Consider the following 25319-nt stretch of genomic DNA (forward strand, 5'->3'; position numbering starts at 1 on the left):
CTACACCCCGGCCCGCGCTAGGGCGTTGGAGGCGCTCTTCTTGCGCAGGTAGCAGTACCAGGTCACCACCAGCAGGCCGAGGAAGAAGGCCACGTAGAACCGCAGCGCGGGTTCGATGCTGCCGAATTGGGACTTCGACCAGGCGTAGGCCAGCGGCACGACGAACCCGCCGAAGGCGCCGATCGACGAGATCACGCCCAGCGCGCCCGCGGCCTGGCGGCGCATGTGCACCATGGTGTCGGCATCGCCGCCGGCGAGCTCGCCCTTGATCATGAAGATCCGGGAGATCATCCGGTAGGTCGAGCCGTTGCCGATGCCGGTCGCGACGAACAAGAACATGAAGCTGGCGAAGAACAACGGCAGATTTCTGGCGTGCACCGACCACAGCGCCGCCGAGGCGCCCGCGGCCAGCATGACGAAGCTGGCGGCGGTGATGCGCGCCCCGCCGATCCGGTCGGCCAGCCTCCCACCCACAGGGCGGATCACCGACCCGATGCAGGCGCCGAGGAAGGCCCAGGTCAGGGCGATGTCGCCGCGGCCGAACACCGTCTTGAGCAGGGTCGGGAAGGCCGCCGAGTAGCCGATGAACGAGCCGAACGTGCCGATGTAGAGCAGCGACATCACCCAGGTGTCCCGGTGGCGCAGCGACTGCCAGACCGGCTTCACGTCGGCCTTGGCCTCGGACAGGTTGTTCATGAACAGGAAGGCGCACACCGCGGCCACCACGGCCAGCGGCACGTAGAACAGGCCGGCGCGCGAGAGCGCCACCCCGCCCCCCGCGACGACGATCGGCGGGATGATCTTCTGCACCACGGCCACGCCGATGTTGCCGCCGGCCGCGTTGAGGCCCAGCGCCCAGCCCTTCTCCTTCTCCGGGTAGAAGAAGGAGATGTTGGCCATCGACGACGCGAAGTTGCCGCCGCCGAAGCCCGCGGTCGCGGCGATCGCGACCAGCACGCCGAACGACAGCCCGGGGTGGCCGACCGCCCAGGCCAGCAGCGCGCACGGGATCAACAGCAGGGCCGCCGAGATGGTGGTCCAGTTGCGGCCACCGAACAGCGGGACCGCGAACGTGTAGGGCAGGCGCAGGAAGGCGCCCACCCCGCTGGGCACGGCGACCAGGCACAGCGCCTGGCTCGCGGTCAGCGCCCAGCCGGACGCCGACGGGTGCCCGTGGGCGCCGGCGGTCATGTGGACGACGACGATGCTCCACAGCATCCACACGCTGAACCCGACATGCTCGGCGAAGATCGAGAAGATCAGGTTGCGGCGGGCGATCGGCTTGCCGGTGGTGTCCCAGAACTCGGGGTCTTCGGGCCGCCAGTCGTCGATCCAGTGCCCGCCGCGGTGCGGTGGGCGCTCGGGCGCGGGGGCGAGGACCGGCGTGGTCGGTTCTGCGGGGGTCGTCACAGTCACGGTCCCGACGCTAGGAAAGGACTGTTACCGGTCTGCGTGGGCGCAGTTACGCCGGAGATACGTGGATCTCGCAGCGGCCATTCGCCCGTTGTCAGAACTTTTTGGGCCCGCGATGCGGGAGAATTGCCGCATGCAGGCGACTGACCAGCGGCTCGGGCTGCGGGAACGCAAGAAAATCAAGACCCGCCACGCCCTCCGACGCGAGGCGTTTCGCCTGTTCGACGCGAACGGTTACGCCGCCACCACGGTCGAGCAGATCGCCGAGGCCGCCGAGGTGTCGCCCAGCACGTTCTTCCGGTACTTCGGGTCCAAGGAGTCGCTGCTGCTTGCCGACGACCTCGATCCGCTGATTTTGGCGGCGTTCGACGCCCAGCCGCCCGATCTGTCACCGAGCCAGGCCATCCGGCGGGCCTACGCCACCACCATGGCCGGCCTGTCCCCCGAGCAACTCGAGTTCGAGAACACCCGCCAGCGGCTGATCTTCTCGATACCCGAACTCAAGGCCGCCCTCTACGACGAGTACTACCGCACCGTGAACGTCATGGCGGAGGCGATCGGTCGCCGAATAGGCCGTAGCGCAACCGATTTCGACGTTCGGGTATTCGTCGGCGCGATGGTCGGCGCTATGATGGCGGCCTTCGACAGCGCGCCGAAGACGGCCGACACCATCTATCGGGCCCTGGACTTCCTGGATGCCGGCATGCCGCTGGATTGAGCGGCGCAACCGCGCGGCGACGGGCGCCGCGGGCGCGCGACGCGCTAATCTCACGCGATGCGGCAGGGTTGGAATCGACGGGGATTCTTGCAGCTCGCGGGGGCTGCGGCGGTCGCCGGGGTCACCGGCGCAACGGCGGCGTGCTCGTCGGGCAAACCGCCCTCGGACACCTCCGGCGGCAAAGCCGTGACGATCAACCACCTCTTCGGCCAGACCGTCATCAAGGAACCGCCCAAGCGCGTGGTCAGCGCCGGCTATACGGAGCAGGACGACCTGCTCGCGGTCGGGGTGGTGCCGATCGCCGTGACCAACTGGTTCGGCGACCAACCGTTCGCGGTGTGGCCGTGGGCCCAGCCCAAGCTCGGCGGCGCGCAGCCGGTGGTTCTCAACCTCGACAACGGGATCCCGGTCGACCAGATCGCCGGCCTCAAACCGGACCTGATCGTCGCCATCAACGCCGGGGTGGACGCCGACACCTACAAGAAGCTGTCCGCGATCGCCCCAACCGTGCCGCAGTCGGACGGCGACGCCTTCTTCGAACCCTGGAAGGAGCAGGCCACCACCATCGGCCAGGCGGTGTTCCAGGCCGACCAGATGAAGTCGCAGATCGCCGCCGTCGACCAGAAGTTCACCGCGGTCGGCAAGGAACACCCGGTCTGGACGGGCAAGAAGGCGTTGCTGATGGAGGGCACGCTGTGGCAGGGCACCGTCGTCGCGACCATGGCCGGCTGGCGCACGGACTTCCTCAACCAGATGGGTCTCGTGATCGCCGACAGCATCAGGCCTTTCGGCACCGACCACCGCGCCGTCATCCCGCGCGATCACGTCAAGGCGGTGCTCGATTCCGCCGACGTGATCATCTGGACGACCGAGAGCCCCGACGACCAGAAGGCATTGCTCGCCGACCCCGACGTTGCGGCGGCACAGGCCACCGCGCAGTACCGGCACATCTTCACCACCAAGGAGCAGGCCGGCGCGATCGCCTTTTCCTCGCCGCTGAGCTACCAACTGGTCGCCGATCAACTGCCGCCGCTGATCTACAAAATCCTCGGTTAGATCGCCTGAGCGCCAGTGGCGTTTGAACGTTTGCTAAGGCACCTCTGGCAGTGTTCGAAAATCCGTCGCTCGCCCCTCGCCTGCCCCGCGATGGGGAGGTTACCGTCGGGTATGAGCGTGACCGACCTGACCGACAACGTGTCCAAGGGACTGCCGACGGAGCTGGTCGGCAACACGGTTCTGGACTTCGGCGACAGCGCGCTGCTGCTGCAATGCGGCAGCACCGCCGAGGTATTGGCATGGGCGGCGCAGTTGCGCGAGGCCGCGTTGCCGGGCGTCGTCGACATCGTCCCGGCCGCCCGGACGGTTCTGGTGAAGCTGGAATCCCCGCGGCGCCAAGGCGTGATCCGTCAGCGGCTGCGCAAGATGCGGGTGGCCGCCGGGGACGCCCCCCGGCCGGATCGGCGCGCCGACGTCGTCATCGACGTGGTCTACGACGGCCCGGATCTCGCCGAGGTCGCCGACCACACCGGGCTGACCGCCGCGCAGGTGATCGACGCCCACACCGGTTCGTTGTGGCGGGTCGGATTCAGCGGGTTCGCCCCGGGTTTCGCGTATCTGGTCGACGGTGACGCGCGCCTGCGGGTGCCGCGCCGCTCGGAGCCGCGCACCGCGGTGCCCGCCGGCTCGGTGGGGCTGGCCGGCGAATTCAGCGCGGTCTACCCCCGTAGGTCGCCCGGCGGCTGGCAACTGATCGGCCGCACGGACGCCGTCCTGTGGGACATCGATCGGCCCGACCCCGCGCTGCTGACGCAGGGCATGTGGGTTCAATTCCGGGCCGTCTGAGCAAGGAGATCGCCGTGACAACGCTGGAGATCCTTCGCACCGGACCGCTCGCCCTCGTCCAGGACCTGGGCCGGCCCGGGCTCGCCCACCTCGGCGTGAGCCGGTCCGGGGCCGCCGACCGCCGCGCCCATCAACTGGCCAACCGGCTGGTGGCCAACCCCACCGACCGCGCCACCGTCGAGGTGACCTTCGGCGGTTTCGCGGCCCGGGTCCGCGGCGGGGGCGTCGACGTCGCGGTCACCGGGGCCGACACCGACCCGACCGTCGACGGAATCAAGTTCGGCACCAACAGCATTCAGCATGTCCGCGACGGCCAGGTGATCACCCTGGGCACGCCCCGCGCCGGGTTGCGAACCTACCTGGCGGTTCGGGGCGGCATCGGCGTGCAGCCCGTGCTCGGCTCGCGCAGCTACGACGTGATGTCCGCCATCGGCCCGGCGCCGCTGCGGGCGGGAGATCGGCTCCCCGTCGGGGAGCACACCCCGGACTACCCCGAACTGGACCAGGCCCCGGTGGCCGCGATCACCGGCAGCGTGGTCGAGCTGGCGGTGGTGCCCGGCCCGCGTGACGATTGGTTCGTCGACCCCGATCTGCTGGTGCACAACGATTGGGTGGCATCCGATCGCAGCGACCGGGTGGGGATGCGATTGGTCGGCCGCCCCCTGCAGTACTGCTACCCGGACCGGCAGCTGCCCAGCGAGGGCGCCACTCGCGGCGCAATTCAGGTGCCGCCCAACGGCTTACCGGTCATCCTGGGGCCCGACCATCCCGTCACCGGCGGCTACCCGGTGGTGGGTGTGGTGATCGACGAGGACATCGACAAAATCGCCCAGGTGCGTCCCGGGCAGTCGGTGCGCCTGCACTGGTCCCGCCCGAGGATTTTGGTGGGCGCCCAGGCACAGTCCGCCGCGGACTGGCCGTTCTCGTAGGCCTCGCCGGGGGGCATGTAGTCCAGCTCACACACGGTTGCGGATCCGGGGTCGAATCACGTTGATCGGGACGTAATTTCACCATCACCGGCCTACAGGGACTTACCAGATAACTGGTAATCAACTAACAGCCGATTCAGGTCCGTTTGAGTTGACCCGTCCCCGCTCTGAATGTGACCATCGAAATACACCGCGGGGCATGCCTCTTCGTTCGGCGCGCCCGCATCCAGCCCAGCTCCCCAACGCGCGCAGTCGAATTCATGCATCTCAGCGCGGTCGACGAAAGGTGACGATCGGATGGCCCGCAATCACCGCATCGCGGACTGGAATCCGGAGGACACGGGGGCTTGGGAGGCCGGTGACAAGAAGATCGCCCGCCGCAACCTGCTGTGCACCATCGCCGGCGACCACGTCGCCTTTTCGGTCTGGACGCTGTGGCCGGTCATGGCGCTGTTCATGCCGGCGCACGTCTACGGTTTCTCCGCCGGTGACAAGCTGTTGCTGGGCGCCGTCGCCACGCTGGTCGGTGGCCTGGCCCGGATCCCCTACACGCTGGGCATCGCCGCTTTCGGCGGCCGCAACTGGACCGTCTTCTCGGCCGTCGTGCTGTTGATCCCGACGGCCGGCACCATCGTGTTGTTGGCCAACCCCGGGCTGCCGCTGTGGCCCTTCGTGGTCTGCGCCGCGCTGACCGGCCTGGGCGGCGGCAACTACGCGGCCTCGCTCGCCAACGTCAACGTCTTCTACCCGCAGCGGCTCAAGGGCTCGGCGCTGGCCGTCAACGCCGGCGTGGGCAACCTCGGGGTGGCGGTGATCCAACTGGTCGCGTTGTTGGTGCTCGCCACGGCCGGCCACGAGGCGCCGTACTGGGTGTGTGCGGTGTATCTGCTGGCGCTCGCCGTGGTGGGCGTCGCGGCCGCGCTGTTCATGGACAACGTCGGCCACGGCACCGAGCTGAACACGATGCGCTCGATCCTGTTCGAGCGCGACACCTACGTCATCTCCCTGCTCTACATCTGCACGTTCGGCTCCTGGATCGGGTTTTCCTTCGCCTTCGGTCAGGTGATGCAGGTCAACTTCCTCGCCAACGGCGAAACCGCCAGGCATGCCGCCCTGCACGCCGCGCAGGTGGCCTTCCTCGGCCCACTGCTGGGCTCACTGGCCCGGATCTACGGTGGCCGGCTGGCCGACCGCAAGGGCGGCAGCCGGGTCACGCTCGCCGTGCTCGCCGGCATGACGCTGGGCGCCGGATTACTGGTCGGCATCAGCACTTTCGACGATCGCGCCGCGCACTCGACCAGTGTGGCCGGTTACGTCGCCGGCTTCATGATGCTGTTCATCCTGGCCGGGATGGGCAACGGCTCGGTGTTCAAGCTGATCCCCTCGGTCTACGAGGCGCGCAGCCGCGCCTTGGAGATGAGCGAGGCGCAGCGGCGGCACTGGGCGCGCGCGAGGTCCGGGTCGTTGATCGGCGTCTGCTCCGCGGTCGGCGCGCTCGGCGGCGTGGGCATCAACCTCGCGCTGCGGCAGTCCTACCTGACCACCGGGACCGAGACGTCGGCGTACTGGGCGTTCCTGGCCTCCTATGTCGTCTCCGCGATCGTCACCTGGGCCGTGTACGTGCGCCGCCCGCGGCTGCCCGCCGCGGCTCACGGGGACACGGCACCGGCGCCGGCCCGGGTGTGAGCGCGGCCTCACGGCGGGCAATGCGCAAGCAATTGCCAGGTAACGAGACCGAAATCTGACAGGCATACACAGGAAATATGGGCCAGCCCGACTCCCCGCCGCTGACCGGTTACCGCATCGCGGTGACGTCGGCCCGCCGCTCCGAGGAGCTGTGCGCGCTGCTCAGCCGCCAAGGCGCCGAGGTGTGCAGCGCGCCCGCGATCAACATGATCGCGCTGCCCGACGACGACGAACTGCACCGCAACACCGAGGCGTTGATCGCCGAGCCACCCGACATCCTGGTCGCGCACACCGGCATCGGCTTTCGCGGCTGGCTCGCCGCGGCCGAGGGATGGGGGCTGGTGAACCCGCTCCTGACGGCGCTGTCGTCGGCCCGGATCGTGTCCCGCGGGCCCAAGGCGACCGGCGCGCTGCGCGCCGCCGGCCTGCACGAGGAGTGGTCGCCGGAATCGGAGTCCTCACAAGAGGTGCTGGAATACCTGCTCCGCTCGGGCGTGGCCGGCCAGCGGGTGGCCGTCCAGCTGCACGGCGCCGCCGACGCGTGGGACCCCTTCCCCGAATTCCTGGGCGGGTTGCGCCTGGCCGGCGCCGAAGTGGTGCCCGTCCGGGTGTATCGGTGGAAGCCAACGCCGTTGGGCGGCACATTCGATCAGCTCGTGATGGGGATCGCGGGGCGGCAGTTCGACGCCGTCACCTTCACCTCGGCGCCCGCGGCCGCCGCGGTGCTGGAGCGCAGCCGAGAGCTCGACGTCGAAGACCAGCTGCTGGGGGCGCTGCGCACCGACGTGCACGCGATGTGCGTCGGTCCGGTGACGTCCAAGCCGCTGATCCGGAAGGGCGTGCCGACCTCATCGCCCGAACGAATGCGGTTGGGCGCCTTGGCCCGTCACGTCGCCGAGGAACTGCCGCTGCTCGGTTCGTGCACGGTGCGGGCGGCCGGTCACACGGTCGACATCCGCGGCACGTGCGTGCTGGTGGACGGCTCGATCAAGGTGCTCTCGCCGTCCGGCATGGGGATATTGCGCGAGTTGGCGAAACGCCCGGGCGACGTCGTGGCGCGCGGTGACCTGTTGCGGGCGCTGCCCGGCAATAGCAACGACCCGCACGCCGTCGACACGGCCGTGCTGCGGTTGCGAACGGCGTTGGGCGACAAGAACATCGTCGCAACCGTGGTCAAGCGCGGCTACCGGTTGGCCACCGAACAACGGGTGGACGCGGCATGGCGCTGATCCTTGTCGCGCACGGCACCCGTCGGCCCGAGGGGGTGCAACAACTCGAAGAGCTTGCCGCGCAAGCGAGTTCGTTGACCGGCCGACCGGTGGAAGTCGCATTCGTCGACGTGTTGGGCCCCACGCCCGGCGAGGTGCTCTCCCGGGTGCGGGCGACGGGCCGGCCCGCCATCGTGCTGCCGGCCTTTCTGTCGCGCGGCTACCACGTCCGCGCCGACCTGCCGGCCCACGTCGAGCAGAGCGGGCACCCCGAGGTCATCGTCACGCCGGCCCTCGGCCCAAGCGGTCAGATCGCCCGGATCGTCGGCGACCAGTTGGTCAAATGCGGTTGGCGGCCGGGTGATTCGGTGATCTTCGCCGCGGCGGGCACGTCGGACCCCCACGCGCGCGCCGATCTGCACACCACCGCGACGCTGGTGTCCGCGCTCACCGGGTCGCGGGTGAGCCTCGCGTTCGCCGCCACCGGCGGCCCGCGGCTGCCCGAGGCGGTGGACCAGGCCAGGCGCCGGGCGCGCCGCGACTCTCGCGTGGTGGTGGCCTCGTACCTGCTGGCCGACGGCCTGTTCCAGGAGCGGCTGCACGCCTGCGGCGCCGATCTGGTCAGCCGGCCGCTGGGCACCCATCCCAGCCTCGCGCGGCTGATCGCCAATCGTTTCCGCCGGGCCATGCCGCCGGTCCTGGCCCCCACCGCGCGGCACGCGTCGCGCCGATCGAGCGCGCAGCGCTTGGTCCACAGCCGGGCCGTGCGGCCGAATTCGGCGGCCTGACGGCGTTGACGCAAAGGCGCGCCGACGACCGGCGGCGCTTGATCTTTGGTCGGATTCCGACGATCCTGGCAGCATGCCCCGTCGCGAAGAGCCGTCGCGTGGGCTCCTTGACCCGGTCGCCAAGATGCTGCGGTTGCCGTTCGGCACACCGGAATTCATCGACCGGATCGTCACCGGCGGGGCCAACCAGGTGGGCCGGCAGACGCTACGCATGCTGATCACCACCTGGGACGCCGCGGGCGGCGGCCCCTTCGCCGCGAGCGCGATCGCTTCCACCGGGATGGCCAAGACCGCCGAAACCGTGCAAAGCATGTTCATCGGACCGGTTTTCGGCCCGCTACTCAAGGTGCTCGGCGCCGACAAGGCCGCCACCCGGGCGTCGCTGTGCGCCTCGCAACTGGTCGGGCTGGGCATCATGCGCTACGGCATCCGCTCCGAGCCGCTGCATTCGATGTCCGTCGACGCGATCGTCGACGCCATCGGCCCGACGATGCAGCGCTACCTCGTCGGCGACATCACCCGCTAGGCGGCGAAGCGGCCGACCTGAACGAATCCGTCGGCGGTGACGCGCGCCGGGTACACCGGCACCGAGAAGTTCGGATCGTCCAGGCAGGAACCGTCTTCCAACGAGAAGGCCTGCTTGAGGATCGGCGATTGCACCGCCACCCGGCCGCCGCGGTCTCCCACGATCCCGCGCGACAGCACCGCCGCGCCGGAGAACGGGTCGACGTTGCCCACCGCGCACACCGAGCCGTCGTCCAGCCGGAACAAAGCCGCCTGGGAACCGTCGTCGAGCAGCACGCCGACGCCCCGGCCCGGGATGAGGCGGTCGTACTCGCAGGCCGTCGTCCACACCGCAATGTCGTTGAGAAGTGTCATGATTGATCTCCAGCTCCCGTACGGATCTTCGGCATGCCAATGGACACAGGGATTTTGCGCCCCGCGTGTTCGGTGAATTCCACGGTGGAATCGACTTCGTCCGGGGCGTTGACGAACGAGACGAACCGCGACAGCTTTTCCGGGTCGTCGAGCACGCCCTTCCATTCACACTTGTAGTTCTGCACGTGCCGCTCCATGGCGGCCTCGAATTCGCCGGCCAGCCCCAGCGAGTCCTCGCACACCACCTCGCGCACGTGATCGAGGCCGCCCTCGAGCGAGTCGACCCACGGCGCCGTGCGCTGCAGCCGGTCCGCCGTGCGGATGTAGTACATGACGAACCGGTCGACGTAGCGCACCAGCGTCTCGGTGTCCAGGTCGCTGGCCAACAGCTGCGCGTGCTTGGGCGTCATGCCGCCGTTGCCGCCGACGTAGAGGTTCCAGCCCTTCTCGGTGGCGATGACGCCGACGTCCTTGGACCGCGCCTCGGCGCACTCCCGGGCGCAACCCGATACGCCCATCTTGATCTTGTGCGGCGCCCGCAGGCCCCGGTAGCGCAGCTCCAGGTCGATGGCCAGCTGCACCGAATCCTGCTGGCCGTAACGGCACCAGTCGGTGCCGACGCAGCTCTTGACCGTGCGCAGCGCCTTGCCGTAGGCGTGGCCGGATTCCATGCCGCCGTCGATTAGCCGGCGCCAGATCTCCGGCAGCTGGTCCACCCGGGCACCGAACATGTCGATGCGCTGGCCGCCGGTGATCTTGGTGTAGAGGCCGAAGTCCTGAGCGATCTGCCCGATCAGGATCAGGTGCTCCGGCTTGATGTCACCACCGGGGACCCGTGGCACCACCGAGTAGCTGCCGTTCTTCTGGATGTTGGCCAGGAAGTGGTCGTTGGAGTCCTGCAGCGAGGCCTGCTCGCCGGAGAGGATGTGCTCCGAGCCGGTGGAGGCCAATATGGAGGCGACCACGGGTTTGCAGATGTCGCAACCCTTTCCGCGGCCGAAGCGCTCCAGCAGGCCGGAGAAGGTGCGGATCTCGGTGGCCGAGATGATCTCGAACAGCTCCGCGCGCGACTGGCTGAAGTGCTCGCACAGCGCCTTGGACTGCTCGACGCCCTCGGCCTCCAGCAGTTGCTTGAGCAGGGGCACGCACGAACCGCACGACGCGCCGGCCGCCGTGCACGACTTCAGCGACGGGACGTCGGCGCAGCCGTCGGCGATCGCGCACTTCAGGTCGCCCTTGGTGACGTTGTTGCACGAACAGATCTGCGCGTTGTCGGGCAGCGCGCCGATCCCCAGCGCCGGCGCGTCGCCGGAGACGGGGGCGATCAGCGCCAGCGGATCCCCCGGCAGCTCGCTGCCTACCATCGGCCGCAACACCCCGTACGACGAGGCATCGCCCACCAGGACGCCGCCCAGCAGGGTCTTGGCGTCGTCGGAGAGCACCAGCTTGGCGTAGGTTCGCTTGACCGCGTCGTTGATGGCGACCTCGAGGCAGTTCTCGGTCACCCCCATCGCGTCGCCGAAGCTGGCGACGTCGACACCGAGCAGCTTGAGCTTGGTCGACAGGTCCGCCTCGCCGAATTCCGCGGCGCCGTCCAACAACCGGTCGGCCACCACCTCGGCGGAGGTGTAACCGGGCCCCACCAGGCCGTAGCACCGGCCACCGATCGCGGCGACCTCACCGATCGCGTAGATGTCGGGATCGCTTGTGCGGCAAGCCAAGTCGGTTAGCACGCCGCCGCGCTCGGCGAGCTCAAGGCCGGCCTGACGGGCCAGCTCGTCGCGCGGGCGGATGCCGGCCGCGAAGATGACCAGCCCGGCGTCGACGACCTCGCCGTCGGTGAGCCGCACCCGCACCGACGACACCCCGTCCGAGTGGTCGATCGCCTCGATCGATTCGGTGCCCGTGCCCACGTGCACGTCGATGCCCAGGTCGCCGATCATCTTGGCCAGCAGCGCGCCGCCGCCCTCGTCGATCTGCTGGGCCATCAACCGCGGCATCATCTCGACGACGTGCGTCCGCAAACCGAACTGGCGCAACGCATTAGCGGCTTCCAGCCCCAGCAGCCCGCCGCCGATGACCACGCCCGCCGGGGTGCGGCCGGCCGCCACGGTGCGCTGGGCGTCGGCCCGGATGGCGTCGAGGTCGTCGAGGGTGCGATAGACGTGGCACGCGGCCAGCTCGTGGCCGGGCACCGGCGGAACGAACGCGTAGGAACCGGTGGCCAGCACCAGCGCGTCGTACCCGTACCGTTGCCCGTCGGCCGTCAGCACCGACTTCGCTTCCCGGTCGATCTCGGTGACGCGGGTGTTCAAGACCAACCGCACCCGCTCGTCACCCGCGTAGTCGTTGCCCGGCAGTGCCAGCAGCTTGCGGTCCCAGCTCTCGGTGTACGAGGTCAGCCCCACCCGGTCGTAAGCCGCGTCGGCCTCCTCGGCGAAAACCGTGATGCGCCAAGATCCCTCGGTGTCGCGCGCCCTGAGCGCCTCGACAAACCGGTGCCCCACCATGCCGTGCCCGACTACGACGATGTGACGGCCCGCACAGTGCGCACGCGAAATCCCGTCTGCAGCCATGGGTTTGAGGTTAGCGGCCGGAAATTACCGCGATTTCGCCCAATGTGACGGTCCTATGACGAGGATCTCACAACTCACAGGGAGCCCTGTGAATATTCGTTCGCCCACGGCGAACGCCTAGGTGGAACTTTAGCGTGGTCGACTCATGTTCGAACCTATAGCCGGCCGCAACGGCGCCGGACACAGCAGATCCACAACAAAGCTCAAGGAAGTACAAGGAGATCCCCATGAGTAACCTCGCACTGTGGTCGCGACCGGCCTGGGACACCGACCGGTGGCTGCGCGACTTCTTCGGCCCCGCCGCCGCATCGGACTGGAACAAGCCGGTGACCAGCGGATTCAATCCCGCCGCCGAGGTCTTAAAGGACGGCGAGGACGCGGTCGTACGCGTCGAACTGCCGGGTGTTGACGTCGACAAGGACGTCAACGTCGAGGTCGACCGCGGCCGACTCGTGATCCACGGCGAACGCCGGGACGAGCACGCGCAGGACGAAGGGGAAGGTGCCGGACGCACCCTGCGTGAGGTCCGGTACGGATCCTTCCGCCGGTCGTTCGCCCTGCCCGCCCACGTCACCGGGGACGCCATCACGGCCTCCTACGACGCCGGCGTGCTGACCGTGCGGGTCACCGGCGCGTACGCCGGAAACCAGCCGCAGCGCATCGCGATCACAAAGTAATAGGTCGACAACGAATCCGGCGGGGTCATCGGCCCCGCCGGATTCGTCTGCCCCACAATGGTTTCCGCAGGGCTAGGCCCAACGGGCCAGCAGCTCGTTGGCCCGGGTGGCCAGCGCCGCCTGCAAGAACGGGCCGAAGCTGACCCGGGCGACGCCCAGCGGGGCGAACGACGCCGGGTCGTCGGAGTCGGGCAGCGCGATCGCGTTGACCGGAAGCGGCAGCTCTGCGGCCAAGCGCCGCAACGTCTCCGGGTCGTGGCGACCCACCGGGTACAGCACGTCGGCCCCGGCGGCCGCCGCCTGCGCCAACCGGTCCACCGCGCGCTCGACGCGATCCGCCGGGTCGCCGTCCTGGCGCAGGAACAGATCGGTCCGGGCGTTGATCACGACATGCACCCCGGCCGCGTCGGCGGCCGACCGCAGCGCACCGACTAATTCGGCGTGCTCGCCCGCGGATCGCAGCCGCTTGCCCTCCGAGTGGACGGTGTCCTCGACGTTCAGCCCCACCGCGCCCACGCTCAACAACCCCTCGATCAGGCGCTCGGCCGCGAGCCCGTACCCGGATTCGATGTCCACCGACACCGGAACGTCGACCGCGGCGGTGATCTGGGCGACCCGGGCCAGCACGTCGTCGAACGACATGCCCTCGCCGTCCGGTTTGCCGATGGAATCGGCCAGCGGGTGGCTGCCGACCGTGAGGGCGGCGAACCCGGCACCGGTGGCGAGGCGGGCCGACCAGGCATCCCACACCGTCGGCAGGATGACCGGGTCGCCCGGGCGGTGCAGGGCGAGTAGCGCGGTGGCGCGCTCGGCGGCGGTGTGGCCTGTCATGCGTCCGACATTAGGCCGCCGCGGTGGCTACTATCGGGGGCGTACTGTGATCCGCAACACCGTCTGCCGAGGAGATCCGTTGGGCACCACGACTGAACTCGCCGAACTTCACGACCTCATCGGCGGCCTGCGGCGGTGCGTGGGCTCCCTGAAGAGTCGCTACGGCGACAGCCCGGCGATGCGGCGCATCGTCATCGACGCCGACCGGATCATCTCCGACGTGGAAATGCTCGACACCGACATAGCGGAGTTGGACCTGGCGCGCGCCACCGTGCAGCAGTCCGGCGAGAAGATCGTCATTCCCGACACCCAGTACGACAGCGAATTCTGGCGCGATGTCGACGACGAGGGTGTCGGGGGTCACAACCGGTCCTGACAACCTCGAATAACCCAAGCCCCCCGGAAATGAGGGGGTGCTCTCTGTGTACCCTTCGACCAACAGCCCGTTCGAAGAGGAACACTAGATGAGCGCACCCACGGCGAACCGTCCTGCGTCAGGTGTCTTTTCACCCACGCGCGCCCGCATCCCGCAACGGACCCTACGCACCGACCGGTGGTGGATGTCGCCGCTGCGGATCGATTTGGGCTTCGCCGCGTTCCTGATCTACGCGACCGCGCGCGCGTTCCAGCAGGATTACTTCTTCGTTCCCAAGTACCACTACCTGACGCCGTTCTACTCGCCCTGCGTGAGCAAGGCCTGCGGCGAGGCCGGCGACTTCTGGCCCCAGATCCTGCCGGACGTGTGGTGGCTGCCGTACGCGGCGCTGACGCTGCCGTTCCTGCTGCTGTTCCGGCTCACCTGCTACTACTACCGCGGCGCCTACTACCGCACGGTGTGGCAGTCGCCCAGCGCCTGCGCCGTCGCCGAACCGCGGGTCCACTACACCGGCGAGACCCGGTTCCCGCTGATCATCCAGAACAGCCACCGGTACTTCTTCTACATCGCCGGCATCATCTCGGTGATCAACACCTACGACGCGATCATCGGTTTCCACTCCGACTCCGGCCCGCACGGCTTCGGGTTCGGGCTGGGCAACTTGATCATGGTGGGCAACGTCATCATGCTGTGGATCTACACGCTGTCCTGCCATTCCTGCCGGCACGTGACGGGCGGGCGGCTCAAGCACTTCTCCAAGCACCCTGTGCGGTACTGGATCTGGACCCAGGTCAGCAACATCAACACCCGGCACAAGATGTACGCCTGGATCACGCTGGGCACCCTGATGCTCACCGATTTCTACATCGCGCTGGTGGCCAGCAACACGATTCCTGACCTGAGATTTGTTGGCTGAAAAGCGATTCGAAGAACAATCAGACTTAGCTAGCGAGGGTTTCCATGGTTGAGGTCGAACGGCATGCCTACGACGTAGTCGTCATCGGCGCCGGCGGCGCGGGGTTGCGTGCGGTCATCGAGGCGCGGGAACGCGGCCTCAAGGTCGCGGTGGTGTGCAAGTCGCTGTTCGGCAAGGCCCACACGGTCATGGCCGAGGGCGGCTGCGCGGCGTCGATGGGCAACACCAACCCGAAAGACAACTGGAAGACACACTTCGGCGACACGATGCGTGGCGGGAAGTTCCTCAACAACTGGCGGATGGCCGAGCTGCACGCCAAGGAGGCACCGGACCGCGTCTGGGAGCTGGAAACCTATGGCGCACTGTTCGATCGCCTCAAGGACGGCAAGATCAGCCAGCGCAACTTCGGCGGGCACACCTACCCGCGGCTGGCGCACGTCGGCGACCGCACCGGCCTGGAGCTGATCCGCACCATGCAGCAGAAGATCGTTTCGCTGCAGCAGGAGGACTACGCCGAACTCGGCGACTACGAGGCGCGCATCCGGGTGTTCGCCGAATGCACCATCACCGAGCTGATCAAGGACGGCGACGCCATCGCCGGGGCGTTCGGCTACTGGCGCGAGAGCGGCAACTTCGTCCTGTTCGAGGCGCCGGCCGTGGTGCTGGCCACCGGCGGCATCGGCAAGTCGTTCAAGGTCACCTCGAACTCGTGGGAGTACACCGGCGACGGGCACGCGCTGGCCCTGCGGGCGGGCGCGTCGCTGATCAACATGGAGTTCGTCCAGTTCCACCCGACCGGCATGGTGTGGCCGCCGAGTGTGAAGGGGATCCTGGTCACCGAGGGCGTTCGCGGCGACGGCGGGGTGCTGAAGAACTCCGACGACAAGCGCTTCATGTTCGACTACATCCCGCCGGTGTTCAAGGGCCAGTACGCCGAAACCGCGCAAGAGGCCGACCAGTGGCTCAAGGACAACGACTCGGCCCGTCGCACCCCGGACCTGCTGCCGCGCGACGAGGTCGCGCGCGCGATCAACTCGGAGGTCAAGGCCGGCCGGGGCACCCCGCACGGCGGGGTGTACCTCGACATCGCGTCCCGGCTGACGCCCGAAGAGATCAAGCGGCGGCTGCCGTCGATGTACCACCAGTTCAAGGAGCTGGCCGGGGTCGACATCACCAAGGAGCCGATGGAAGTCGGTCCCACCTGTCACTACGTGATGGGCGGCGTGGAGGTGGACGCCGACACCGGCGCCGCGACCGTCCCGGGCCTGTTCGCCGCCGGCGAGTGCTCCGGCGGCATGCACGGCTCCAACCGGCTCGGCGGCAATTCGCTGTCGGACCTGTTGGTCTTCGGCCGGCGGGCCGGCCTGGGCGCGGCCGACTACGTGCGGGCGCTGAGCAGCCGTCCGACCATCTCGGCCGACGCCGTCGAGACCGCGGCGAAGAGGGCGCTGTCCCCCTTCGAAGGACCGGCCGACGGCGCGCCGGCGGAGAACCCGTACACGCTGCAGCTCGAGCTGCAGCAGTCGATGAACGACCTGGTGGGCATCATCCGCAAGGCCGACGAGGTCTCCGAGGCCCTCGCACGGCTCGACAAGCTTCGCGAGCGGTTCAAGAACATGCACGTCGACGGCGGCCGCCAGTACAACCCCGGCTGGAACCTGGCGATCGATCTGCGCAACATGCTGCTGGTCAGCGAGTGCGTCGCCAAGGCCGCGCTGGAGCGCACCGAAAGCCGCGGCGGGCACACCCGCGACGACCACCCCGCGATGGATTCGGGCTGGCGCAAGGTGCTGCTGGTCTGCCAGGCCGCCGGGGGCGACGAGGTGATTCCCGACATCAGCATCACCCGTAAGGACCAGGTGCCGATGCGACCGGACCTGCTGGAGCTCTTCGAGATCTCCGAGCTGGAGAAGTACTACACCGACGACGAGCTGGCCGAGCATCCAGGACGGAGAGGCTAATGACCTACAACGCGACCATGCGTGTGTGGCGCGGTGACGATGCCAGCGGCGCGCTGCAGGACTTCACGGTGGAGGTCAACGAGGGCGAGGTGGTGCTCGACATCATCCACCGCCTGCAACAGACCCAGACGCCCGACCTGGCGGTGCGGTGGAACTGCAAGGCGGGCAAGTGCGGCTCGTGCTCGGCGGAGATCAACGGGGTGCCGCGGCTGCTGTGCATGACCCGGATGTCCACGTTCGCCGAGGACGAGGTGGTGACGGTGACGCCGCTGCGGACCTTCCCGGTGATCCGCGACCTGGTCACCGATGTCTCGTTCAACTACGAGAAGGCGCGCGAGATCCCCGCGTTCGCGCCGCCGAAGGACCTGCAGCCGGGCGAGTACCGGATGGCGCAGGCCGACGTGCAGCGCTCGCAGGAGTTCCGCAAGTGCATCGAGTGCTTCCTGTGCCAGAACGTCTGCCACGTGGTCCGCGACCACGAGGAGAACAAGGAGGCGTTCGCCGGCCCGCGCTTCTTGATGCGGATCGCCGAGCTCGAGATGCATCCGCTGGACACGCTGGACCGGCGCAACCAGGCCCAGGAGGAACACGGCCTGGGCTACTGCAACATCACCAAGTGCTGCACCGAGGTCTGCCCGGAGAACATCAAGATCACCGACAACGCGCTGATCCCGATGAAAGAGCGGGTCGCCGACCGCAAGTACGACCCGGTGGTGTGGCTGGGCAACAAGCTGTTCCGCCGCTGACCTGGCGTTAGCCCTTCCGGTGCGCCGGGTACCCGCATAACAACCCAACCTCCGAAGGCAGCGTGGGAGATATGCGAGAAACCACCAGCGTCAACGAAATTCGAACCGCGATCCGCGAGCTGTCCGTCCGCGCCGATCTGGCGCACAAGGAAGGCCGTCACGACGACGCCGCGGAAATCGAGCAACGGATAGCGGGCTTCCGGGCGGAACTCAGCCGGCGCCCGTAGCCGCGGTCAGGCGCCGAGGCGCCGGAATGTGCTGCGGTGGAACACGATCGGCGCGACGTCGGCGTCGATGGTCACTTCATTGACCCGAAGCACCACGATGGTGTGATCGCCGGCCGGAATCAACTGTTCGATAGCGCTTTCCAGCCACAGGCCGGTGCCCTTGATGAACACCGCGCCGCTCTCCCGGGATTCCGTTTCCAGGCCCGCGAACCGGTCGCCGGTCTTGGCGGCCAGGGCGCGCGCGGCCGCGTCGTGCGCCTCGCCGAGCACGCTGATGCCCAGCATGGGCAGGTCCTTGAGCTTGGGCCAGGTCGTCGACGTGTTCTGGACGCAGAACGACACGAGCGGCGGCTCCAGGGAGACCGGGACGAAGGTGCTGGCCGCCAGGCCTTCCCGGGTTCCCTGGACTTCGGCGGCGATGGCGACCACCCCGGACGGGAAGTGGCCGAAGGCCTCACGAAGTGTGGACGGTGTCAGGTTCGTGTGCGCGTTCACCGGAATTCATTCGCCCCTTGAGCCGAGAACGGGATTCTCGTCCCCGACCCTACCCGCCGAATGTCCGTGCGCCGAAGCCACATCGGGGTGCGCGCGCAACCGGCTCTTCCACGCGTTGCGGCCGTAGACCGAGAAGATCGGGTCGGCGGGATCGGTCACCCGGCCGGCGCGTGCCCGCAGCTCGGGCGGCAACGTCAGCACGGGGATCTGAGCGTCCAGCCGCGGGTTGAAGAAGTACGGCACCGAGATGCGGTCGGCCGGCTGCCCGTCCAGATTCACCCGGTGCTCGGTGGCCCGCAGGTAGCCGCCGGTCGCCACCTCGAGCAGTTCGCCAATGTTGACGATGAAAGCCCCGTCCAGGGGCGGCACGTCGACCCACTCCCCGGTATCGGGCCTGCGCACCTGCAGCCCCCGGCTGCCCGGCTCGGCCAGCAGCAGCGTCAGTACCCCGGAGTCCTTGTGCGGGCCCACGCCCTGCGACGAGGCGGCGCTGCGCGGATAGCGCACGATCTTGATCAGCGTGGCGGGCGTTTCGGCGAAGGCGGCGTCGAAGACGTCGCCCGGACTGCCCAGGGAGGCCGCCCAGTGCCGAAGCAGGGTGCGGGCGACCGCGGACAGCGCGGCGTCCCACTCGGCGATGATGCCCGGCAGCTCGGGCAACGCGGCCGGCCACTGGTTGGGCCCCTGCAGCCACAGGTAGTCGGGCTTGCCGGGCGCCGCGATCGGGGCGCGCTCGGGTCCGATGTCGATCTGCTCGCGCCAATCCACTTGGCCGCGGGTCAGCTCGCCGCCCATCCGGGTGTAGCCACGAAAGTGCGGGCTGCGCACCATGGCCACCGCGTCCTTGTCGGCCGCGGGCAGCTCGAACAGCCGGCGCGCCGCCGCCAAAACGCGGCCGGCCAGCTCGTCGGGCACGGCATGGCCGGTCAGGTAGAAGAAGCCCACCTCGTGCGCGGCCTCGCGCAACCCCCGCCGCAGCTGGGCCTGCGACGTGCGCAGATCCACCACCGGCAGGGTGGTGATGCATCCCATAGTTTGAGATCCGTTTCGTTATCGGCGCAGGTCAGAGGCTCCGGACGGGTTTCCCAACCGGTTGGTTACTTAGACAGTGAAATTTAGCTCACATTGACTTGCGTTGAAGTTGTCGGGAGCGTTATTTTAACGGTGTTACTGGTGGGTAACTTAGAAGTAGTACCCAACCACAAGTGGCATTCTCAACGAGGAGGAAACCGTAGTGAGCCACTACAAGAGCAACGTCCGTGACCAGGTATTCAACCTGTTCGAGGTCCTGGGCGTTGATCAGGCTTTGGGCGCCGGCGACTACAGCGATCTGGATGTCGACACCGCCCGCGAAATGTTGACAGAGATCAGCCGGCTGGCCGAGGGGCCCATCGCCGAGTCGTTCGTGGAGGGTGACCGCAACCCGCCGGTCTTCGACCCGAAGACCCACTCGGTGACGCTGCCGGAGGCCTTCAAGAAGTCGGTTCGCGCGGTTACCGAGGCCGGCTGGGACAAGGTCGGTATCGACGAGGTCCTCGGCGGCATGCCGATGCCCCGCGCGCTGGTGTGGGCGCTGCACGAGCACCTGCTCGGCGCCAACCCGGCCGTGTGGATGTACGGCGGCGGCGCCGGCTTCGCCAACATCCTGTACCACCTCGGCACCGAGGAGCAGAAGAAGTGGGCCGTGATCTGCGCCGAGCGCGGGTGGGGCTCCACCATGGTGCTCACCGAGCCGGACGCCGGTTCGGACGTCGGCGCCGGGCGGACCAAGGCGATCAAGCAGGACGACGGCTCGTGGCACATCGAGGGCGTGAAGCGATTCATCACCTCGGCCGACTCCGGCGACCTGTTCGAGAACATCTTCCACCTGGTGCTGGCGCGCCCCGAGGGCGCGGGCCCGGGCACCAAGGGCCTGTCGCTGTTCTTCGTGCCCAAGTTCCTGTTCGACTTCGAGACCGGCGAGCTGGGCGAGCGCAACGGCGTCTTCGTGACCAACGTCGAGCACAAGATGGGCCTGAAGGTTTCGGCCACGTGTGAGCTGTCCTTCGGCCAGCACGACGTGCCCGCCAAGGGCTGGCTGGTCGGCGAGGTGCACAACGGCATCGCGCAGATGTTCGAGGTCATCGAGCAGGCCCGCATGATGGTCGGCACGAAGGCCATCGCGACGCTGTCGACCGGCTACCTGAACGCGCTGGAGTACGCCAAGTCCCGCGTGCAGGGCGCCGACATGACGCAGATGACCGACAAGACCGCGCCGCGGGTGACCATCACGCACCACCCCGACGTGCGCCGGTCGCTGATGACCCAGAAGGCCTATGCCGAGGGTCTGCGTGCGCTGTACCTCTACACCGCGACCTACCAGGACGCGGCGGTGGCGCAGGCGGTGCACGGCGTGGACGCCGAGCTCGCCGTCAAGGTCAACGACCTGATGCTGCCGGTGGTAAAGGGCGTCGGCTCCGAGCAGGCCTACGCCAAGCTCACCGAGAGCCTGCAGACCTTCGGTGGGTCCGGCTTCCTGCAGGACTACCCGATCGAGCAGTACATCCGGGACGCCAAGATCGACTCCCTCTACGAGGGCACCACGGCCATCCAGGCGCAGGACTTCTTCTTCCGCAAGATCGTCCGCGACAAGGGTGTGGCGCTGGCCCACGTGTCGGGTGAGATCCAGAAGTTCGTGGACAGCGAGTCCGGCAACGGCCGGCTCAAGTCCGAGCGCGAGCTGCTGGCCAAGGCCCTGGCCGACGTCCAGGCCATGGCGGCCACGCTGACCGGCTACCTGATGGCCGCGCAGGAGGACGTGACCAGCCTCTACAAGGTGGGTCTGGGCTCGGTGCGCTTCCTGATGAGCGTCGGCGACCTGGTCATCGGCTGGTTGCTGCAGCGCCAGGCGGCCGTCGCCGTGCAGGCGCTGGACGCCGGCGCCAGCGGCGAAGAGCGGTCCTTCTACGAGGGCAAGGTCGCGGTGGCCTCGTTCTTCGCGAAGAACTTCCTGCCGTTGCTGGCCAGCACCCGCGAGGTGATCGAGACGCTGGACAACGACATCATGGAGCTCGACGAAGCCGCCTTCTGACAGGCAAGGCAAAAGCCCCGCTACCCGATGGGAGCGGGGCTTTCGCTTGTCCCGACACCGACACAAAAAGGCCGCCGCTGGATCCCCTCACTCCAGCGGCGGCCATTTTCGTACGCCCGTCCGCGCTGACCGGCGGTCGTTCCAGGGATGCCCCGTATTGCCGTCGGGGTCGGGGGGTCAGACCACAACACGGGGTCATCCGCGCTTAGGGGTACCCCGCAGCCGCGATTGCTAACCCGGTGTGACGGATTTCATGAAACGGTCGGTCACGCCTCCAGAAGCGCGGCCACACCCTGCCCACCGGCGGCGCAGATGGAGACCAGGGCCCGCAGCGGCTTGCCGGCGCCCTTCTGCTCCGCCTTCTTCTGGGCGAGTTGCTTGGCCGCCTGGGCCAGGATCCGCCCACCGGTGGCGGCGAAGGGGTGACCGGCGGCCAGCGAGGAGCCGTTGACGTTCAGCTTGGACCGGTCGATCGAGCCCAGCGCCGCGTCGAGGCCCAGCCGCTCCTTGCAGTAGTCCTCCGACTCCCAGGCCTGCAGGTGCGCCAGCACCACCGAGGCGAAGGCCTCGTGGATCTCGTAAAAATCGAAGTCCTGCAGGCTCAGCCCGTTGCGGGCCAGCAACCGCGGCACCGCGTAGGTGGGCGCCATCAGCAGGCCGTCGCGGCCGTTGACGTAGTCGACGGCCGCGGTCTCCGCGTCGACCAGGAAGGCCAGCGGCGTGACCGAATGCGCGCTCGCCCAGTCCTCGCTGGCCAGCAGCGCGACCGAGGCCCCGTCGGTCAGCGGGGTCGAGTTGCCCGCCGTCATCGTTGCGTCGCCGTTCTTCACGCCGAACACCGGCTTGAGCTTGGCCAGCTTCTCCGCCGACGAGTCCGGGCGCAGGTTGTCGTCGCGGTACAGCCCGAGGAACGGGGTGACCAGGTCGTCGAAGAAGCCCCGGTCGTAGGCGGCGGCCATGTTGCGGTGGCTGGCGGCGGCCAGCTCGTCCTGGTCGACGCGCTTGATGCCCATCTCCTTGGCGGTGATCGCCTGGTGTTCGCCCATGGACAGCCCGGTGCGCGGCTCGCTGTTGACCGGGATCTGGATCCCCAGGTTGGCGGGCAGCGTGCCGACCAGCCTCAGCCGCTCGACGTTGGACTTGGACCGGCGCAGCTTGAGCAGGGTGCGGCGCAGGTTGTCGCCCAGGGCGATCGGCGGGTCGGACGTGGTGTCCACGCCGCCGGCCGCCGCCACCTCGTAGCGCCCGGCCGCGATGCCGTCGGCCGCGGCGATGGCCGCCTGCAGGCCGGTGCCGCAGGCCTGCTGCAGGTCGAACGCCGGGGTGTACGACGACAGCTCGGAGCCCAGCACGCATTCGCGGGTGAGGTTGAAGTCCCGGCTGTGCTTGAGCACGGCGCCGCCGACCACCGCGCCCAGCCGCTCGCCCGCCAGCCCGAAGCGGTCCACCAGGCCGCCGAGCGCCGCGGTGAGCATGTCCTGGTTGGACGCCTCGGCGTAGGCGCCGTCAGACCGGGCGAACGGGATCCGGTTGCCGCCCAGGACGGCGACTCGCCGCCGCTGCGAACTGCGCTGGTTGCTTGCCTCGGAACTTGCAGGGGCCACTGTCATCTCCGTGTTATCTGGGGTCTATCGGTTTGGGGTCGCCCGTCTGGGCCATACTACCCACTGTTCTTACTCTGAAGTAAGTTCGTCCTCGATACGGTTGTGCGGTAGGCATACCCCGACTTCGAAAGAATATGGAAGGTAGCTCCGGTGGCTCCCAAGGTGTCCTCCGATCTGTTCTCTCAGATCGTCAATTCCGGTCCTGGATCGTTTCTGGCCAAGCAGCTCGGGGTCCCGCAACCCGAGACGCTGCGCCGCTACTCCCCCGGCGATCCGCCCCTGGCCGGGGCGCTGCTGATCGGTGGTCAGGGCCGGGTGGTCGAACCGCTGCGCGCCGCCCTGGCCAAGGACTACGACCTGGTGGGCGACAACCTCGGTGGCCGCTGGGCCGACCAGTTCGGCGGCCTGGTCTTCGACGCCACCGGCATCACCACCCCGGAGGGACTGCGGGGGCTCTACGAGTTCTTCACGCCCCTGCTGCGCAACCTGGGCCATTCCGCGCGGGTCGCGGTGGTCGGCACCACGCCCGACGCCGCCGCCAGCCCGCACGAGCGGATCGCGCAACGCGCGCTGGAGGGATTCACCCGCTCGCTGGGCAAGGAGCTGCGCAACGGCGCCACGGCGGCGCTGGTGTACGTGTCGCCCGACGCCAAACCCGCCGCGACGGGCCTGGAATCGACCATGCGGTTCATCCTGTCGGCCAAGTCCGCCTACGTCGACGGCCAGGTCTTCTACGTCGGTGAGGCCGACTCCACCCCACCGGCCGACTGGGACCGGCCGCTGGACGGCAAGGTCGCGATCGTGACCGGCGCGGCCCGCGGCATCGGCGCGACCATCGCGGAGGTGTTCGCCCGCGACGGCGCCCGCGTGGTCGCGATCGACGTCGAGTCGGCCGCCGAGACGCTGGCCGAGACGGCCACCCGCGTCGGCGGCACCGCGCTGTGGCTCGACGTCACCGCGGACGACGCCGTCGACAAGATCACCGAGCACCTGCGCGAGCACCACGGCGGACGCGCCGACGTCCTGGTGAACAACGCCGGCATCACCCGCGACAAGCTGCTGGCCAACATGGACGACGCCCGCTGGGACGCGGTCCTGGCCGTCAATCTCCTTGCGCCGCTGCGGCTTACCGAAGGCCTGGTGGGCAACGGCAGCATCGGCGAAGGCGGCCGGGTGATCGGGTTGTCCTCGATGGCCGGCATCGCGGGCAACCGCGGGCAGACCAACTACGCGACCACCAAGGCCGGGATGATCGGCCTCACCCAGGCGCTGGCGCCGGAGCTGTACGGCAAGGGCATCACGATCAACGCGGTGGCACCCGGTTTCATCGAGACCCAGATGACGGCCGCCATCCCGCTGGCCACCCGCGAGGTGGGCCGCCGGATGAACTCGCTGCTGCAGGGCGGGCAACCCGTCGACGTCGCGGAGGCCATCGCCTACTTCGCCAGCCCGGCGTCAAACGCGGTGACGGGCAACGTCATTCGCGTCTGCGGCCAGGCCATGCTGGGCGCCTAGGTCGAGGAGAACCCGATGAACCAGCCAAGCGGCCTGAAGAACATGCTGCGCGCGGCGGCCGGGGCACTGCCGGTGGTGCCCCGCGGGAACCAGCTGCCCACGCGCACCGTGACAATTGAGGAACTGCCCATCGACCAGGCGAACGTGGCCGAGTACGCGGCGGTCACCGGCCTGCGGTACGGCAACAACGTGCCGCTCACCTACCCGTTCGCGCTGACCTTCCCGACGATGATGTCGCTGGTGACCGGGTTCGACTTTCCTTTCGCCGCAATGGGTTCGGTGCACGTCGAAAATCACATCACGCAATACCGGCCGATCGCCGTCACCGAGACCGTCGGCGTGCAGGTGCACGCGGAGAACCTGCGCGAGCACCGCAAGGGCCTGCTGGTCGACCTGGTGACCGAGGTGAGCGTGGGCAACGACACCGCCTGGCATCAGGTGACGACCTTCCTGCACCAGCAACGCACCAGCCTGTCCGACGAGCCCAAGCCGCCGCCGCAGAAGCAGCCCAAGCTGCCCCCGCCGAGCACCGTCGTGCGCGTCAGCCCCGGCCTGATCCGGCGCTACGCCGCCGTCGGCGGCGATCACAACCCGATCCACACCAACCCGATCGCCGCCAAGCTGTTCGGCTTCCCCACCGTCATCGCGCACGGAATGTTCAGCGCCGCAGCAGTATTGGCCAACATCGAAGCGCGGTTGCCGGACGCGGTGAAGTACTCGGTGCGGTTCGGCAAGCCGCTGGTGCTGCCCGGCACCGCGGGGCTCTACATCGACGAAAGCCATGACGGCTGGGACATTTCGCTGCGCAACATCGCCAAGGGTTACCCGTACCTGACCGGCACGGTCCGGGCCCTTTAGTGCT

At 68.5% G+C, this 25319-nt stretch carries 24 protein-coding genes; 17 read left to right on the forward strand and 7 right to left on the reverse strand.

Annotated features, from left to right (window positions below):
* Window positions 1-1416, reverse strand: coding sequence for an MFS transporter (locus A5730_RS22900; RefSeq protein WP_197506327.1), 1416 nt, complete (start codon window positions 1414-1416; stop codon window positions 1-3).
* Between the two features lie 130 nt (window positions 1417-1546).
* Between A5730_RS22900 and A5730_RS22905 the strand changes: the two genes are divergently transcribed.
* From A5730_RS22905 to A5730_RS22940, 8 genes are all read left to right on the forward strand, one after another.
* Entirely contained in the window at window positions 1547-2131 is a 585-nt protein-coding gene (locus A5730_RS22905; protein ID WP_067905617.1) for a TetR family transcriptional regulator, read from the forward strand.
* 57 nt (window positions 2132-2188) lie between these two features.
* The gene (locus tag A5730_RS22910) at window positions 2189-3187 is read left to right on the forward strand and encodes an ABC transporter substrate-binding protein (RefSeq protein WP_067905620.1); all 999 of its coding nucleotides are present in this window, start codon (window positions 2189-2191) and stop codon (window positions 3185-3187) included.
* A gap of 111 nt (window positions 3188-3298) precedes the next feature.
* The gene (locus A5730_RS22915; protein WP_067905622.1) at window positions 3299-3973 is read left to right on the forward strand and encodes an allophanate hydrolase subunit 1; all 675 of its coding nucleotides are present in this window, start codon (window positions 3299-3301) and stop codon (window positions 3971-3973) included.
* A gap of 14 nt (window positions 3974-3987) precedes the next feature.
* Complete coding sequence (locus tag A5730_RS22920) at window positions 3988-4902, forward strand: 5-oxoprolinase/urea amidolyase family protein (protein WP_067905736.1); 915 nt, start codon at window positions 3988-3990, stop codon at window positions 4900-4902.
* 297 nt (window positions 4903-5199) lie between these two features.
* Complete coding sequence (locus A5730_RS22925) at window positions 5200-6588, forward strand: MFS transporter (protein ID WP_067905623.1); 1389 nt, start codon at window positions 5200-5202, stop codon at window positions 6586-6588.
* A 77-nt stretch (window positions 6589-6665) separates the two neighbouring features.
* Entirely contained in the window at window positions 6666-7817 is a 1152-nt protein-coding gene (locus tag A5730_RS22930) for a uroporphyrinogen-III synthase (RefSeq protein WP_067905625.1), read from the forward strand.
* Window positions 7808-8584: a sirohydrochlorin chelatase gene (locus A5730_RS22935; RefSeq protein WP_067905627.1), complete on the forward strand. Its 777-nt coding sequence runs from the start codon at window positions 7808-7810 to the stop codon at window positions 8582-8584. Before A5730_RS22930 ends, A5730_RS22935 begins: the two co-directional genes overlap by 10 nt.
* A 73-nt stretch (window positions 8585-8657) precedes the next feature.
* Window positions 8658-9110 carry a hypothetical protein gene (locus A5730_RS22940; RefSeq protein WP_055402859.1) on the forward strand — a complete coding sequence of 151 codons (453 nt, stop codon included), beginning with the start codon at window positions 8658-8660 and terminating at the stop codon, window positions 9108-9110.
* On the opposite strand, the gene nirD is transcribed toward A5730_RS22940, so the two are convergent.
* Window positions 9107-9463 (reverse strand): nitrite reductase small subunit NirD, encoded by a 357-nt coding sequence (nirD, locus tag A5730_RS22945; protein ID WP_055402857.1) that lies wholly within the window; start codon window positions 9461-9463, stop codon window positions 9107-9109. The genes A5730_RS22940 and nirD overlap by 4 nt on opposite strands.
* Window positions 9460-12039 carry a nitrite reductase large subunit NirB gene (gene nirB, locus A5730_RS22950; protein ID WP_082946956.1) on the reverse strand — a complete coding sequence of 860 codons (2580 nt, stop codon included), beginning with the start codon at window positions 12037-12039 and terminating at the stop codon, window positions 9460-9462. The genes nirD and nirB overlap by 4 nt, the downstream gene beginning before the upstream one ends.
* Window positions 12040-12266: 227 nt before the next feature.
* Between nirB and A5730_RS22955 the strand changes: the two genes are divergently transcribed.
* Window positions 12267-12716: an Hsp20 family protein gene (locus A5730_RS22955; protein ID WP_067905631.1), complete on the forward strand. Its 450-nt coding sequence runs from the start codon at window positions 12267-12269 to the stop codon at window positions 12714-12716.
* A gap of 72 nt (window positions 12717-12788) precedes the next feature.
* On the opposite strand, the gene A5730_RS22960 is transcribed toward A5730_RS22955, so the two are convergent.
* Window positions 12789-13547 (reverse strand): isocitrate lyase/phosphoenolpyruvate mutase family protein, encoded by a 759-nt coding sequence (locus A5730_RS22960; protein WP_067905633.1) that lies wholly within the window; start codon window positions 13545-13547, stop codon window positions 12789-12791.
* A 79-nt stretch (window positions 13548-13626) separates the two neighbouring features.
* Between A5730_RS22960 and A5730_RS22965 the strand changes: the two genes are divergently transcribed.
* The 5 genes from A5730_RS22965 to A5730_RS25035 all read left to right on the forward strand — a co-directional run bounded on the left by A5730_RS22965 (window position 13627) and on the right by A5730_RS25035 (window position 17773).
* Window positions 13627-13923 (forward strand): hypothetical protein, encoded by a 297-nt coding sequence (locus A5730_RS22965; RefSeq protein ID WP_067905738.1) that lies wholly within the window; start codon window positions 13627-13629, stop codon window positions 13921-13923.
* An 88-nt stretch (window positions 13924-14011) separates the two neighbouring features.
* Window positions 14012-14839 carry a hypothetical protein gene (locus tag A5730_RS22970; RefSeq protein ID WP_055402846.1) on the forward strand — a complete coding sequence of 276 codons (828 nt, stop codon included), beginning with the start codon at window positions 14012-14014 and terminating at the stop codon, window positions 14837-14839.
* Window positions 14840-14883: 44 nt separating this feature from the next.
* On the forward strand, window positions 14884-16800 hold the full coding sequence (locus A5730_RS22975; RefSeq protein WP_067816987.1) for a fumarate reductase/succinate dehydrogenase flavoprotein subunit: 1917 nt from the start codon (window positions 14884-14886) through the stop codon (window positions 16798-16800).
* Entirely contained in the window at window positions 16800-17546 is a 747-nt protein-coding gene (locus A5730_RS22980) for a succinate dehydrogenase/fumarate reductase iron-sulfur subunit (RefSeq protein ID WP_067905635.1), read from the forward strand. Before A5730_RS22975 ends, A5730_RS22980 begins: the two co-directional genes overlap by 1 nt.
* A gap of 71 nt (window positions 17547-17617) precedes the next feature.
* Complete coding sequence (locus tag A5730_RS25035; protein ID WP_197506330.1) at window positions 17618-17773, forward strand: hypothetical protein; 156 nt, start codon at window positions 17618-17620, stop codon at window positions 17771-17773.
* A gap of 6 nt (window positions 17774-17779) precedes the next feature.
* On the opposite strand, the gene A5730_RS22985 is transcribed toward A5730_RS25035, so the two are convergent.
* Both A5730_RS22985 and A5730_RS22990 read right to left on the reverse strand, forming a co-directional pair.
* Window positions 17780-18268 carry a flavin reductase family protein gene (locus A5730_RS22985; protein WP_067905637.1) on the reverse strand — a complete coding sequence of 163 codons (489 nt, stop codon included), beginning with the start codon at window positions 18266-18268 and terminating at the stop codon, window positions 17780-17782.
* A 6-nt stretch (window positions 18269-18274) separates the two neighbouring features.
* Window positions 18275-19300 carry an isopenicillin N synthase family oxygenase gene (locus A5730_RS22990; RefSeq protein ID WP_067905638.1) on the reverse strand — a complete coding sequence of 342 codons (1026 nt, stop codon included), beginning with the start codon at window positions 19298-19300 and terminating at the stop codon, window positions 18275-18277.
* Window positions 19301-19502: 202 nt separating this feature from the next.
* Here A5730_RS22990 and A5730_RS22995 point away from each other — a divergent pair, with 202 nt between their 5' ends.
* Entirely contained in the window at window positions 19503-21338 is a 1836-nt protein-coding gene (locus tag A5730_RS22995; protein WP_067905640.1) for an acyl-CoA dehydrogenase, read from the forward strand.
* A 266-nt stretch (window positions 21339-21604) separates the two neighbouring features.
* Here A5730_RS22995 and A5730_RS23000 read toward each other — a convergent pair whose 3' ends face one another.
* The gene (locus tag A5730_RS23000) at window positions 21605-22948 is read right to left on the reverse strand and encodes an acetyl-CoA C-acetyltransferase (RefSeq protein WP_067905643.1); all 1344 of its coding nucleotides are present in this window, start codon (window positions 22946-22948) and stop codon (window positions 21605-21607) included.
* Window positions 22949-23092: 144 nt separating this feature from the next.
* Here A5730_RS23000 and A5730_RS23005 point away from each other — a divergent pair, with 144 nt between their 5' ends.
* Window positions 23093-24457: a 3-oxoacyl-ACP reductase gene (locus tag A5730_RS23005; RefSeq protein ID WP_067905645.1), complete on the forward strand. Its 1365-nt coding sequence runs from the start codon at window positions 23093-23095 to the stop codon at window positions 24455-24457.
* Window positions 24458-24472: 15 nt separating this feature from the next.
* On the forward strand, window positions 24473-25315 hold the full coding sequence (locus A5730_RS23010; protein WP_067905646.1) for a MaoC/PaaZ C-terminal domain-containing protein: 843 nt from the start codon (window positions 24473-24475) through the stop codon (window positions 25313-25315).
* Window positions 25316-25319 lie beyond the last annotated feature (4 nt).

Source organism: Mycobacterium sp. ACS4054 (assembly GCF_001667275.1).
GTDB lineage: Bacteria > Actinomycetota > Actinomycetes > Mycobacteriales > Mycobacteriaceae > Mycobacterium.

Excerpts from the sequence above, each read along its gene's own strand:
- A5730_RS23010 (WP_067905646.1), top strand. The coding sequence starts at position 24,473 with ATGAACCAGCCAAGCGGCCTGAAGAACATGCTGCGCGCGGCGGCCGGG.
- A5730_RS22975 (WP_067816987.1), top strand. The coding sequence starts at position 14,884 with ATGGTTGAGGTCGAACGGCATGCCTACGACGTAGTCGTCATCGGCGCC.
- A5730_RS22960 (WP_067905633.1), bottom strand. The coding sequence starts at position 13,547 with ATGACAGGCCACACCGCCGCCGAGCGCGCCACCGCGCTACTCGCCCTG.
- A5730_RS22905 (WP_067905617.1), top strand. The coding sequence starts at position 1,547 with ATGCAGGCGACTGACCAGCGGCTCGGGCTGCGGGAACGCAAGAAAATC.
- A5730_RS22970 (WP_055402846.1), top strand. The coding sequence starts at position 14,012 with ATGAGCGCACCCACGGCGAACCGTCCTGCGTCAGGTGTCTTTTCACCC.
- A5730_RS22930 (WP_067905625.1), top strand. The coding sequence starts at position 6,666 with ATGGGCCAGCCCGACTCCCCGCCGCTGACCGGTTACCGCATCGCGGTG.
- A5730_RS22980 (WP_067905635.1), top strand. The coding sequence starts at position 16,800 with ATGACCTACAACGCGACCATGCGTGTGTGGCGCGGTGACGATGCCAGC.
- A5730_RS25035 (WP_197506330.1), top strand. The coding sequence starts at position 17,618 with ATGCGAGAAACCACCAGCGTCAACGAAATTCGAACCGCGATCCGCGAG.
- A5730_RS22910 (WP_067905620.1), top strand. The coding sequence starts at position 2,189 with ATGCGGCAGGGTTGGAATCGACGGGGATTCTTGCAGCTCGCGGGGGCT.
- A5730_RS23000 (WP_067905643.1), bottom strand. The coding sequence starts at position 22,948 with ATGACAGTGGCCCCTGCAAGTTCCGAGGCAAGCAACCAGCGCAGTTCG.
- A5730_RS22955 (WP_067905631.1), top strand. The coding sequence starts at position 12,267 with ATGAGTAACCTCGCACTGTGGTCGCGACCGGCCTGGGACACCGACCGG.
- A5730_RS22940 (WP_055402859.1), top strand. The coding sequence starts at position 8,658 with ATGCCCCGTCGCGAAGAGCCGTCGCGTGGGCTCCTTGACCCGGTCGCC.
- nirB (WP_082946956.1), bottom strand. The coding sequence starts at position 12,039 with ATGGCTGCAGACGGGATTTCGCGTGCGCACTGTGCGGGCCGTCACATC.
- nirD (WP_055402857.1), bottom strand. The coding sequence starts at position 9,463 with ATGACACTTCTCAACGACATTGCGGTGTGGACGACGGCCTGCGAGTAC.
- A5730_RS22935 (WP_067905627.1), top strand. The coding sequence starts at position 7,808 with ATGGCGCTGATCCTTGTCGCGCACGGCACCCGTCGGCCCGAGGGGGTG.
- A5730_RS22925 (WP_067905623.1), top strand. The coding sequence starts at position 5,200 with ATGGCCCGCAATCACCGCATCGCGGACTGGAATCCGGAGGACACGGGG.
- A5730_RS22990 (WP_067905638.1), bottom strand. The coding sequence starts at position 19,300 with ATGGGATGCATCACCACCCTGCCGGTGGTGGATCTGCGCACGTCGCAG.
- A5730_RS22915 (WP_067905622.1), top strand. The coding sequence starts at position 3,299 with ATGAGCGTGACCGACCTGACCGACAACGTGTCCAAGGGACTGCCGACG.